The sequence below is a fragment of the Nonomuraea sp. NPDC003754 genome, assembly GCF_053605785.1.
This window is the reverse complement of record NZ_JBSGJX010000024.1, coordinates 128,907-140,526: the sequence shown is the minus strand read 5'-3', so window position 1 is coordinate 140,526 and position 11,620 is coordinate 128,907. Positions and strand designations below refer to the sequence as shown.

The 11,620-nt window shown below is 71.8% G+C and carries 10 protein-coding genes and 1 tRNA gene; 4 read left to right on the top strand and 7 right to left on the bottom strand.

Going from position 1 to position 11,620, the window contains the following annotated elements; translation table 11 throughout:
- Positions 1-242 precede the first annotated feature (242 nt).
- Positions 243-1,490 (top strand): trypsin-like peptidase domain-containing protein, encoded by a 1,248-nt coding sequence (locus ACWEVS_RS27800; RefSeq protein ID WP_449929098.1) that lies wholly within the window; start codon positions 243-245, stop codon positions 1,488-1,490.
- 539 nt (positions 1,491-2,029) lie between these two features.
- On the opposite strand, the gene ACWEVS_RS27795 is transcribed toward ACWEVS_RS27800, so the two are convergent.
- On the bottom strand, positions 2,030-3,499 hold the full coding sequence (locus ACWEVS_RS27795; RefSeq protein WP_354922939.1) for a phosphodiester glycosidase family protein: 1,470 nt from the start codon (positions 3,497-3,499) through the stop codon (positions 2,030-2,032).
- A gap of 209 nt (positions 3,500-3,708) precedes the next feature.
- Between ACWEVS_RS27795 and ACWEVS_RS27790 the strand changes: the two genes are divergently transcribed.
- Positions 3,709-3,858: a hypothetical protein gene (locus ACWEVS_RS27790; protein ID WP_354922942.1), complete on the top strand. Its 150-nt coding sequence runs from the start codon at positions 3,709-3,711 to the stop codon at positions 3,856-3,858.
- A gap of 180 nt (positions 3,859-4,038) precedes the next feature.
- Positions 4,039-5,001 carry a tryptophan--tRNA ligase gene (trpS, locus tag ACWEVS_RS27785; RefSeq protein WP_452418618.1) on the top strand — a complete coding sequence of 321 codons (963 nt, stop codon included), beginning with the start codon at positions 4,039-4,041 and terminating at the stop codon, positions 4,999-5,001.
- A gap of 3 nt (positions 5,002-5,004) precedes the next feature.
- Here the strand turns inward: trpS and ACWEVS_RS27780 are convergent, their stop codons facing one another.
- Both ACWEVS_RS27780 and ACWEVS_RS27775 read right to left on the bottom strand, forming a co-directional pair.
- Entirely contained in the window at positions 5,005-5,322 is a 318-nt protein-coding gene (locus ACWEVS_RS27780; RefSeq protein WP_354922948.1) for a cupin domain-containing protein, read from the bottom strand.
- Entirely contained in the window at positions 5,319-6,935 is a 1,617-nt protein-coding gene (locus ACWEVS_RS27775) for a PucR family transcriptional regulator (RefSeq protein ID WP_449929103.1), read from the bottom strand. Before ACWEVS_RS27775 ends, ACWEVS_RS27780 begins: the two co-directional genes overlap by 4 nt.
- A gap of 439 nt (positions 6,936-7,374) precedes the next feature.
- Between ACWEVS_RS27775 and ACWEVS_RS27770 the strand changes: the two genes are divergently transcribed.
- On the top strand, positions 7,375-7,842 hold the full coding sequence (locus tag ACWEVS_RS27770; protein ID WP_449929105.1) for a spore-associated protein A: 468 nt from the start codon (positions 7,375-7,377) through the stop codon (positions 7,840-7,842).
- 308 nt (positions 7,843-8,150) lie between these two features.
- Here ACWEVS_RS27770 and ACWEVS_RS27765 read toward each other — a convergent pair whose 3' ends face one another.
- From ACWEVS_RS27765 to selD, 4 genes are all read right to left on the bottom strand, one after another.
- On the bottom strand, positions 8,151-9,941 hold the full coding sequence (locus tag ACWEVS_RS27765) for a BTAD domain-containing putative transcriptional regulator (RefSeq protein ID WP_452553986.1): 1,791 nt from the start codon (positions 9,939-9,941) through the stop codon (positions 8,151-8,153).
- A 121-nt stretch (positions 9,942-10,062) separates the two neighbouring features.
- Positions 10,063-10,494: a rhodanese-like domain-containing protein gene (locus ACWEVS_RS27760; RefSeq protein WP_354922959.1), complete on the bottom strand. Its 432-nt coding sequence runs from the start codon at positions 10,492-10,494 to the stop codon at positions 10,063-10,065.
- Positions 10,495-10,520: 26 nt separating this feature from the next.
- A tRNA-Sec gene (locus tag ACWEVS_RS27755) sits at positions 10,521-10,616 on the bottom strand.
- Between the two features lie 10 nt (positions 10,617-10,626).
- On the bottom strand, positions 10,627-11,613 hold the full coding sequence (gene selD, locus ACWEVS_RS27750) for a selenide, water dikinase SelD (RefSeq protein ID WP_449929109.1): 987 nt from the start codon (positions 11,611-11,613) through the stop codon (positions 10,627-10,629).
- Positions 11,614-11,620 lie beyond the last annotated feature (7 nt).

The following is an 11,620-nucleotide window of genomic DNA, read 5'->3' as shown; positions in this document are numbered from 1 at the left end:
ACTGCACTCGAAGGGGTGTGGGAGAGTAGGTCGCCGCCGCGCAATCTTTACAGTAAGGGCCATCCCGGTTGGGGTGGCCCTTTCTGCTTTTCCGGGCAGGTGTCGGCGTCGCCCCACGATGGAGGTTCGCAAGGCGGGCGAAACCGGGCTGAAAGCCGCTCGCCAGCGTCTCACCGCACCCTCCTCTCGAGAGCAACCGAGGGGCGGGACGAATGCGCACATCACTGGTAACAACGGCAGCCGTGGGGCTGGCACTGGTCGGCATGACCGCGCTGCAGGGAAGCGCGCTCGCCGAACCCGAACCCAGGGACGTCGCGGCCGGCACGAGGCTGACCGCGCAGACGAACCCGGCGGTCCAGCAGATCTCGATGTCCTACGTCGCGACGGTCGCGTTCCCCGAGCCGGTTCCGACGAAGGCCTTCGAGGCGCTCATGACGAAGGCCGAGCGGCACGCGAAGGCGGGCCGGATTCCCGCCGACCACCAGAGCCAGGTCAAATGGGTGCTCAGGACGGCGGCGCAGGACGTCGGCAGATACCTCCGGCCCGGCAAGGCCGTGCGGAAGGTCGCCGCGTCGGTCGACAGCGTCTGCACCGGCTGGTGGATCACGCCCGACGGCTACATGGTGACCGGCGCGCACTGTGTCAGCACCGGGAAGGCCGAGCTACGGCAGGGGTTCGCCGACAAGACGCTGCCTCCGGTCGTCAACGGTGAGGTGCGCGGCTTCCTCAAGAGCGTCTCCGGTCTCGCGCAGCCCGATGACGGAATGGCGAAGCTCGCCCGGAAGATGTTCACCGCCTACGAGCGCAACACGATGCGGGTACTGCGTGTCAGGAAACAGCTCAGCGTCACGATGCACGACGGCAGGGGCAGGATCACCGCGCAGCCGCTCAACCTGGTCACCAAGGGAGACGACTGGCCGGGTGAGGATTTCGCGCTGGTGAAGATGGCGGGGGCCCGCGCCCTGCCGACCGTGCCGCTGGGCCGCGACGGCGACGTCAGGGTGGGCGACTACGTCTACCTCAGCGGCTTCCCCGTCATCACGCTGGCCAGCGCGGCCCTGGACCGCCGGTCGAAGCTGTACCCGTCGGTGACCGAGGGCGCCTACAACGTCAGGCGCACCAGCGCGCGGGGCGTGCCGTACCTGCAGGTGCAGGCGCCGGCGTACCCGGGCAACTCGGGAGGTCCCGTGTTCGACAAGGACGGCCGGGTGGTCGGGATGACCATCGCGGTGGCGACGACGCTGGACGGGGAGCTCACCGAGGCCGCCACGTTCGTGCTGCCGGTGAGCGTCATCAAGAAGCGGTTGCGGGCCGCGGGGGTGACGCCCGTCGTCTCGGAGACGTCGCGGGTCTACAGCGCTGCGCTGGAGGACTACTTCGCCGGGCACTACGAGGAGGCGCTGGACGGCTTCCGCCGCGTCCGGAAGCTGTACCCGGCTCACCCCTACGTGGGGGCATTCATCACGGACGCGAAGAACGCCCGGCACTGACGGCCGCACGGCCCGCGCCCCATCACGGAGGACGGCCAGACCGGACGGAAGGCCCGCGCCCCCATCACGGAGGCGTGGGTCTTCCCATGGTCAGCAGGAGCCGGACAGCCTCCCGAGACAGCATGCGGTATCTCGACCGCGTGGATCTCCCGGTGCACGTGAGGACGCGGGCTCCGGTTGCCATGGGCCTCCGCACCGCACCGCGCCGCCCGAGGACGCGGTCGGCGACCGTTCGGTCTCGGGTCACGGACGGGTGCGGGCTCGGGTCCCTGTGAACCTTCGAGCAGCCCCGCCCGAGGACGCGGGCTCCGGTTGCCATGGGCCTCCGCACCGCACCGCACCGCCTGAGGACGCGGTCGGCGACCGTTCGGTCCCGGGTCACGGACGGGTGCGGGCTCCGGTCCCTGCGAACCTTCGCCCAGCCCCCGCCCGAGGGCGCGGTCGGCGACCGGTCGGTTTCGGGTCACGGAAGGACGCGGGCTGCGGCCAGGTGCGTCCTCCCGTGCCGCGGGGCGGTGCAGGAGCCGTCGTCCCGGGTGTTACGGGAGGATCAGGAGCGCGTCTCCGACCGGGCGTTCCCTGCCGTCCGACGGCTTGTTGACGACCTTGCCGCCCACCACCATCGCCGTGGACCCGCCGCCGTCGAGGTTGATCGCCTGGACGGCGCCCAGCCACTTCATCAGCTGCGCCGCCTCGATCATGTTCGCGCCGACCGTGATGCCCGGCTTGCGCCCGTCGACCGTGGCCAGGACCAGGCCGCCCGAGCGGGTGACGCCGGCGAGCGTGCGCGGGTGCCGGCGCAGGATCATGTTGACCGAGTCGTGGCCGTCGCGCTTGGCCGTGACCCTGATGCGGCCGTTGCGGATGAGGCCGACGCCGCCGCCGATGACGCTCACGTCAGGCGTGAGCACGATCCTGCGTCCGGTGCGCTCGTCGATCACCTGGGTGTCGACGGTGACCGTCCAGCTCTCCCACGCGTGCTCCCACAGCCAGTCGGCCGCGGTGCCCGTGCCGTGCAGGATCCGCGCCCCGGCCGGTACGGCACCGCCGGCCTGGCGCAGCGCGGTGACCTTGCCGGAGGCGTCGATGACGGCCTCGGCGCCGCCGTCGGCGGGGGTCTTGACGCCGTACTCCTCGGTGTAGAGGACCAGCTCGTTGGCGGCGGGCAGCCGGTTGACGCCGTTGACGTCGAGGCGTTGGCCGTCCTGGGAGACGGCCACGACGCTGGTCTTGAGCTCGGTGATGCGGGCCGTGCGCCCCTTGAGGATGAGGGCGGAGCGGCCGGGGACGGCTTCGCTGAGCAGGCGGCCGCGGACCACGGAGATGCCGACGGGCTCGCCGCGCAGGGCGGGAGAGGTGTGGATGTTGAAGAAGCCGCCGTTGACGGCGGCGATCGCCTTCTGCGCCTTGGCCATCGACGAGGTGGTCTCGCGCTTGGCGACGCTGGTGCCGAGGCTGGCGGCGTAGGAGCCGCGGAAGCCGCGCGGGTCGATGGTCAGGACCTGCATCTCCCACGGGCCGGTGGTCTTCACGCCGTCGTCGCCGAGGTAGTCGGCGCGGGCCTTGACGCCCGCGTCGGACAGCTCCTTGGCGGCCTTGTCGGCCTTGGCCTTGTCCTTGAAGGGCCACAGGCCCACGCGGACCATGTAGATCTCCTCCGCGGGGTCGTCGGACACCGCTGGCCTGATGACCTTCTGGACGCTGGCGGTCTGCCCGGCGGCTTCGACCTCGGCGGCCTTGGCTTCGGCGTTCTCGCGGGTGCCGTAGTCGCGGCCGTTCGGCATGAGCACGGTGACGGTGTAGCCGTCGCCTGCGGTGCCGGTCGAGACGCCGTACAGGTCGATGCCGCTGGTCACGGTCTTCTGCGTCTTCGTCGGAACGCCGCGTTCGCCGAGGGGGAATCTCGCCGAGGGGAAGGGCGCCGATACCTCCTGTGCGATGACGGGCACCGCGGAGGTGACCGTGAGAGCGGCGGCCATGGCCAGGCCGACGATGGCGCGTCGAGACATGAAAACTCCCCGTAGATCAAAGACAAGCCGGTCCATCCTGGCGAGATCAACTACGGGGAGGGGGCGAAACACGCGAATCAGTTGAAGACAGTTATCCAATTGACACGACAATGCCGGATTCGGCTGCGGAAAGTGACCACTCGGCGTTACCTTTCGGTAGGCCGCACATCAAGGTTTCGCGCGGCACACCATCCCGAGAGGCAGCCGACATGGGGCTGAGCATCCTCCTTGTGATCATCGCGAGCGTGGTGCTGGGGTTCGTCCTCGGCGCGTTCGTGGCGCGTCCCCGCCGGTGGGACCTGTACATCTGCGCGGACGAGACGATCCATGCCGCAGTGACGCGGGATCACCGCGGGTGACCGGACCGGGCGCAAGCCGTGCGGCACCTGGGGCCGGTACGGCTTGCGCCCTATAATGGGGTCATGACTATCAGCATGTGGTGGCGGCCGTTCGACGGCCACTGACCTCCGTATGCGCAAGGGCCGTCCTCGGGCGGCCTTTCGTGGTGTCTGGGGACGCTTTCTCAGAAAGGACCCAAAATGCACCACACCGTACTAACAGGTGACAGGCCGACCGGCGCGCTCCATCTCGGGCACTATTTCGGCACGCTGGCCAACCGGGTGAAGCTGCAGGACGTGCACGAGATGTTCGTGCTGGTCGCCGACTATCAGGTGATCACCGACAGGGACCTGCCGGGTGCGATCCAGGCCAACATCGACGATCTCCTTCTCGACTATCTCGCCGTCGGCCTCGACCCCCGCAAGGTGACGATCTTCCAGCACAGCGCCGTCCCCGAGCTGAACCAGCTGCTGTTGCCGTTCCTGTCGCTGGTCAGCATGGCGGAGCTGCAGCGGAACCCGACGGTGAAGGACGAGATCGCGCACAGCTCGCAGAGCGCGGTCAGCGGCCTGATGTTCACCTATCCCGTCCACCAGGCCGCCGACATCCTGTTCTGCAAGGGCACGCTCGTGCCCGTCGGCAAGGACCAGCTGCCCCACGTCGAGGTGACCAGGCTGGTCGCGCGCCGCTTCAACGAGCGCTACGGCCCGGTCTTTCCCGTGCCCGAGGCGATGATGGGCGCCGCGCCGCTGCTCAACGGCCTGGACGGCGGCAAGATGAGCAAGTCGAGAGGCAACGCGATCGCGCTGAAGGACACCGAGGACCAGACCGCGGCGCTGATCCGCGCGGCCCGCACCGACTCCGACCGCCACATCACCTACGACCCTGAGGGGCGCCCTGAGGTCGCCAACCTCCTGCGGCTGGCGGGCCTCTGCCTCGGCCGCGCCCCCGGCGAGATCGCCGAGGAGATCGGGTACGGCGGCGCGGCACAGCTGAAGCGGGTGCTGACCGAGGCGGTCAACGAGTTCCTCCGCCCGATCCGGGCGCGCAGGAACGCCGTGGACGTGGCTGATGCGCGCCAGGTGCTGGGCGAGGGGAACGCGCGCGCGAGGGAGCGGGCCGTCGAGACGCTGGAGGAGGTGCGGAAGGCGATGGGCTTCTAGCGGTCAGTGCGCCTGGTAGACCTTGCGCAGCGTCTCGTGGACGGTCCAGGTGGTCTTCGCCCCCTCGGGCAGGAGGCAGACGTCGCCTGGGCCGACCTCGACGCTCTCGCCGCCCTCGACGTCGATCGTGGCCCGGCCCGACAGGACCACGAAGATCTCGTCGCGCTCCACGTCGGTCACCACGCCGGGGGTGATCTCCCAGATGCCGCGCCCCTCGTCCAGCTCGGCCACCGAGGTGACGGGCGTGCCGGAGACGATCTGCGCGGGGTCGAGCGGGTCGGGGTCGAGCGGGACGTCGGCGACGTGCATGACGCGGATCAACGGTTCTCCCTACGGAAGGATTCGAGGGCCAGCAGGGCCACGTGGAGCGAGAGGCACGACTCGACGTCGTCCAGGTCGGTGTCGAGGATGCGCTCGAGGCGGCGCAACCGGTCGTAGAAGGCCGGGCGCGACAGGTGCGCCTTCTGGGCGGCGACCGCCTTGTTGCGGCCGGCGTCCAGGTAGATGCGCAGGATCCGGGTGAGGTCGCCGCCGCGCTGGGCGTCGTGCGCCAGCAGCGGGCCGAGCTCGCGCTCGGCGAACGTCTGGATCCTCGCGTCGTCGCGCAGCAGGTGGAGCAGGCCGCGCAGGCGCAGGTCGGGCAGGCGGTAGTAGGCCCGGCCGTCCGGCTGGCGGACCGCCACGTCGGCGACCTGCTCGGCCTCGAGGAAGCTGCGCCGTACGTCGCGGATGGACTCCACCGCCGAGCCCGCGGCGAGCACGAACGCCGAGCCCGGCTTCCACAGGGCGCGCAGCCGCTCGGCGAGCGCGGTCAGGGCGGGCTCGACCGCCGTGCGGGGCGGCAGCGGAAGCAGCACGCCGACGCGGTCCTGGTCGAGCGCGCCCACGAGCGCGGGCAGCTTGGCGTCGCGGCAGACGGCCGCGGTGGCCTCGGCCAGCTCGCCGAGCTGCGCCTGGCCGTCGATCGCCTGGTCGAAGGGCTCGACGAGGCGCAGGACAACGCTGACGAGCTTGCGTCCGGTGAGCGGCACGCCGACAGCGCGGGCGCGGGCGGCGGCCTCCTCGGGGTCGGCGTAGGCGTGGGTGAGGATGCCGGTGATGATCGTGCCGTGCGCCTGCCGTTCGAGGGACTCCTGATGGCGTTCCAGTAACCTGCCCAGCGCCAGGGTGGTGGCGGCGCGCTCGGCCAGCACCATCTCGCGCGGGCCCGGCTGCGCGTCACAGATGAGGATGAGCCGTCCCCAGTCCTGCCCGCGGGCGCCGACCGTGGTCACCAGCCAGCCGGCGGCGGGGTCGTAGGCGGTGCGGTCCTGCGGGGAGACCGCGCGTGACCTGGTCTCCCAGCCGGCCAGCAGCGCGCCCGTGTCGCGGCCCGCCGACTCGCAGGCCAGCACCTGGTGGGCGAGGTTCTCCAGCAGCACCGGCCGGCCGGACAGCCTGGCAACCTGGGCCAGGACCTCGGCGGGCGAGGCGCCCTCGACCGACAGCTCGGTGAATACCTCGTGCAGCTGCTCGGAGGCGCGCAGCTCCTCCAGCTGGATGTCGATGATCCTGGCGTGCACCGACTCGGTGATCTGCACGAACGGCGTCTCGCGGGCCAGCACGATCAAGGGGAAGCCGTGGTCCTCGGCCGCCTTGACCACCGCGCGGGGAAGCTCGCGCACGAACCTGCGGCCCAGCTCCACGACCAGGCCCGCCGCGCCGACCGCGGACAGCTCGCCGATGTAGGCGGCCAGCTTCTCGGGGTCCTCGGGCAGGGCGACCCCCGTGGTGAGGACCAGCTCGCCGCCACGCAACAGGTGTGCGATGTCGGCGATCTCGCCGACGTGCACCCACCGCACCTTGCTGTCGAGCCGGTCCGCGCCCGCGACCACGCGGGGGTTGCCCCTGCGAACGGTCTCCAGGGCCAGGACGTCGGCGATTGTGGGCAGCACGCGTGGAGCTTATCCGATCAGGATGTAATTGAGGGCATTCACCCGCTTACAGCCTGTCGATGATTTGTCGATGAATATCGTGATCGAGGAGCGCTGTCCCGAGGGGTTCGACGTCCCCAGGTCCACCGTCTGTGCAGCGGCCACCACGATGAGCACCCAGGAGGTCCCCGGCCATCGGGACGGCCCGCCCGTCCGGCCCCGGCCGGTCGTACGGTCCCGGCGACCTCCGGCCACAACGCCTGCTGTACCGGCCGGGCGGCAGGAGCCGGGCAAGGAAAGTGCGCCCTCGTCGGCTTTCTGTGCCATTTCCGGTGCCTGTCCATGTCGGTCGATGCGCCGATCGTCCGGTTCGGGGATCTTGACCCGTCCCGGTGCCGCGCAAGATCGTCAACGGCGACGGCCGACACGCGGCCACCGTCCCGGAAGGTGCGTGAACCCCATGCCCAGAATCTCGCGAGTCCTGGCGCCCGCGGCGCTGGCCGCGTTGCTGCTGCACACCGCCCCCGCCGCCGCCGACACCGCGCCCGCCGGCCAGTCCTCCGCCGGCGTCGTCGCCGCGGCGACGCCCGAGAGCGTGTGCGGCACCGGCTACCGGATCATCGACTCGATCCCGATCTCCACCCCCAGGCTCTGGGCGACGGTCTACCTGCTCTACAACGGCGGCAACGGCTACAACTGCGTGGTCACCTGGAAGAACGCCAACGTGGGCGTGCGCACCTACACCGAGGCGCGGATCCAGGTACAGGGGTCGAGCACCATCTACCGCAACGGCGGCGACTTCACCACCTACGCGGGCCCGGTCCGGGTCCAGGCGGCGGGCAAGTGCGTCCAGTTCGGCGGTGTCGCCTCCGACGCGCCCGGCGGCCAGCGCTTCCAGTCGCTGAGCCCGTGGGGTCACTGCGGCTGACCGATTCGGGTTCGCCGGTCGAGGCGCTGATCGACGGGCCTCGCCCGCACCCGGGCATCGGGCCGATGATCGCCCGCCGTGAGCGCGGCGAGGCCGCCGCCCGCGCGAGGGCGAGCGGCCACCTCCCTGGTGCCGCCGCGCTCTCGCGTGGGATGGTGGCCTCCGGGTCCGGGTGCCGTCGCGACTCTCCCGTGGGGTGGTGGCCTCCGGGTCCGGGTGCCGTCGCGTTCTCGCGTGCTCGGCACCTCCCGGTCCGGGTCGTCGCACCCTCATCACGCAGAGCGGCGGGCGCCGCGCGGCGGCGGCGCTCACCAGGCGCGGGCGGGCAGGCGCGCCATCGAGAGCCTGCCGATCTTCTGCCGGTAGCGGCGCAGCACCATCGCGCGCACGGGAACGAGCAGCCGGTAGCGGCGGCCAGTGGCGCTCTCGAACGGCAGCACGCAGCCACGGTCCACCAGCGCGGCCAGCACCCCCGGCACGCTCGCGGCGTCCAGCGGCGGTTCGGCGCACTCGCCCATCGCACAGGGGAGCCCGAAGTCGCCGGGAAAGGCGGCCACCCTGAGCAGCAGCACCCGTTGCAGGCTCGACAGTCCCTGCCAGAGCTGGTCGAGCCCTTCGGCGAAGCGGGCCGCGGCCGGGTTCACGTCGTCGATGAGCGCGCCCAGGTCGTGCTCGGCCTGCTCGGCCAGCACCCGCAGCGGAAAGGCACGCGTCAGCGAGGCCAGGCTCTCGATGACGGCGGGCACCCCGTCGGCCAGCGCGCCCAGCCGACGCAGCCACGGCAGGTCGTCGGGGCCGAAGTCCAGTCCCGGTACGGCCTCGGCGGCCCTGGCCCGCAGCAGTCGCTCGGCCGCCTCGGCCTCCAGCGGCCCCAGGCTCCAGATGACCTCACCCGACACGCCGAGGGGCCGTCGCGCCGTGACCAGGACGGTGAGGTCGGGTCTGGCCGTCGTCAGCCGCTCGACGGCGGCGCGCACCTCACCCATCCGCTCGTCGCAGCCGTCGGCGACGAGCAGCGCGGGCCCCGCGCCAGGGGGCGGTGCCAGCGGCTCGTGCGGCCGTGCGAGCCGTACGCCGCAGGGAAAGTGACCGGACACCCGCACGGCCAGCTCCGCGCACAGCCGTGACTTGCCGATCCCCGGCGGGCCGATCACGGTGACCAGCCGCCGCCGGCGTACGAGGGCGGCCAGCCCCGCGTGGTCGCGCTCCCTGCCGACGAGCCGGGCCCGTGCCCCTGGGCCCTGATCCTCGTCCTCCCCGTGTCCCCCGCTGTCCCCGTGGTCCCCGCGGTCCCCGTCTTCTCTGTGGTGCCCGTCCGCCGGGCGGGCGGTCTCACCCGTGCCGCCGCTCCTGCCCTGGGTCCCGTCCGGCGGGTCGCTTCCGGTGAGGGCGCGCAGGTGGGACTGGCGTAACAGCATGCCGGGCTCGATGCCGAGCTCCACCGCCAGGCGCCGCCTGATCCGGTCGAACGTCACCGCCGCGGCCCCCTGCTGTCCGGTGGCGACCAGCCCGTCGATCAGGATCGCGTGCGCCTCCTCGTCCAGCGAGTCGGCCCGGCACAGCCGTTCCACCAGGTCGATGGCCAGCTGTGGCCGCCCCTCGTCGAGCGCCGTCCTGGCCGCGCGCCTGGTGACGGTGTCCTGCTCGGCCAGCAACGACTCGATGATGCGGCTGTCGGCGCGCCGTTCGGGAACGTTGGCGAAGGGGCGCCCGCGCCACAGCGCGAGTGCGGCCGTGAGCGTCTCGCTCGTCGCGTCCGTCCTGGCGACCTCGTGGCGGAACACCTCCAGATCGGTGCGTCCGCCGTCCAGGTCGAGGTGGTAACCGTCCGAGCCGGTGACCACACGCAGCCGGGTCTCGCCCGACGCGCTCAGCCAGGCGCGCAGCCTGCAGACGGCCAGATGGAGGGCGCCCTTGGGGTCGCGGGGCGGCTGGTCCTGCCACACGACCCTGATGATCTCGGCCGACGGCACCGGCGTTCCCGCCGAGACTGCCAGCAGGCCGAGCAACGCCCGCAGCAACGGGGCGGACGGCGTGAGCACCACGTCGTCGCGGATCAGTCCGGCGGCCCCCAGCACGCCGACCGATGCGTGGTTCATTCCGGTCCGACTTCGCGAACCTGATCAACGTTCATGTCGCTGATCGTGGGACAGGGTGCTTTCCTCGACCTTTCCTCGGCCTTTCGCCCCGCGCCGGGCGGTGGCTGTCTGTGCTCGCGGCTCACCGGACCGGCACCGGGCCCTCGCCGGGGCCCCTCGGCCTGACCGGCACGACGGGGCGGCGGACCGGCAGTCCCGCCTCGATCCACGCCTGGAAGCCCCCGATCACGTCGGTGGCCAGGGACAACCCGATCTCGCGCAGGCTCGCGGCGGCGAGGGTGGAGGAGTAGCCCTCGTCGCACAGCACGATCCACCGCAGGCCGGGTAAGGCGGCCTCGGGGATGCGGGCCGCGCTTCGCGGGTCGAGCCGCCACTCCAGGTGGTTGCGCTCGATCACGATGGCGCCCGGAGCCTCGCCGTCCCTGCGCCGCTGCCACTCCGGACGGGTGTCGGCGAGCAGGCCGTCGCCGGCGCGGGTCAACGCCCATGCCTGCTCGGGGGTCAGCCGCGCAAGCCCGGTACGGGCACGCAGCAGCAGATCGTCGATGCTCACGACGCTCCACAGGAAGGGGGAGGGGTTGGCGGAGGCGGACGGGAATCGAACCCGCCGCGCCGAGATACTCGGCGCCACCGGTTTTGAAGACCGGGAGGGCCACCAGGCACCTGGTCGCCTCCACTCAGCACCCTAGCGGATCATGATCGTGGCGTCTCCCGCCTCCACCAATTCGCCGATCACGGGGGCGCCCGGGATCTCTCCCGCGACCAGCAGCCCGCCTGAGGTCTGCGCGTCGGCCAGCAGCAAAAGCGTCTCCTCCGCGGCCGTGCCCGCGTCGAGACGCGGGGCCACCCACTCCAGGTTGCGCCGCGACCCGCCCGGCACGTACCCGTCGCGGACCGCCTCCCGCGCGCCCGCCAGCACCGGTACGGCGGCGGCGTCGACGACCGCGCTCAGCCCCGACGCCCTGGCCATCTTGAACAGGTGTCCCAGCAGCCCGAACCCGGTCACGTCGGTGGCGCAGGTGACGCCCGCGTCGAGCGCCGCCCGCGAGGCCTCGGCGTTGAGCGTCGTCATGATCTCGACCGCCTCGGCGAACACCTCGCCCGTGGCCTTGTGCCGGTTGTTGAGCACGCCGAGACCGAGCGGCTTGGTCAGCGACAGCGGCGCGCCGGCCTTGCCCGCGTCGTTGCGCATCAGCCGGTCGGGGTCGGCCAGCCCGGTCACGGCCATGCCGTACTTGGGCTCGACGTCGGTCACGCTGTGCCCGCCCGCCAGATGGCAGCCGGCCCGCGCGGCGACCTCCGCACCGCCGCGCAGCACCTCCCTGGCCAGCTCGTACGGCAGGCGCTCGCGCGGCCAGCACAGCAGGTTGAGCGCCACCACGGGACGCCCGCCCATGGCGTACACGTCCGAGAGCGCGTTGGCCGCCGCGATCCGCCCCCAGTCGTAGGGGTCGTCGACCACGGGGGTGAAGAAGTCGGCGGTGCTCACGACCGCCGTGCCGCCCTCGATCCTGACGACCGCGGCGTCGTCGCCGGTCTCCAGGCCGACGACCAGTTCGCCGAGCGGATCGGTGGGCGTCACGCCGAACCCGGTCAGCACCTCCTCCAGCTCACCGGCCGGGATCTTGCACGCACAGCCACCGCCCTGGGCGAATTGCGTCAATCTCACCATGATCAGA

Coding starts and splice junctions, on each gene's coding strand:
- ACWEVS_RS27765 (WP_452553986.1), bottom strand. CDS start 9,941: ATGAACCACGCATCGGTCGGCGTGCTGGGGGCCGCCGGACTGATCCGC.
- ACWEVS_RS27790 (WP_354922942.1), top strand. CDS start 3,709: ATGGGGCTGAGCATCCTCCTTGTGATCATCGCGAGCGTGGTGCTGGGG.
- ACWEVS_RS27795 (WP_354922939.1), bottom strand. CDS start 3,499: ATGTCTCGACGCGCCATCGTCGGCCTGGCCATGGCCGCCGCTCTCACG.
- selD (WP_449929109.1), bottom strand. CDS start 11,613: ATGGTGAGATTGACGCAATTCGCCCAGGGCGGTGGCTGTGCGTGCAAG.
- ACWEVS_RS27770 (WP_449929105.1), top strand. CDS start 7,375: ATGCCCAGAATCTCGCGAGTCCTGGCGCCCGCGGCGCTGGCCGCGTTG.
- trpS (WP_452418618.1), top strand. CDS start 4,039: ATGCACCACACCGTACTAACAGGTGACAGGCCGACCGGCGCGCTCCAT.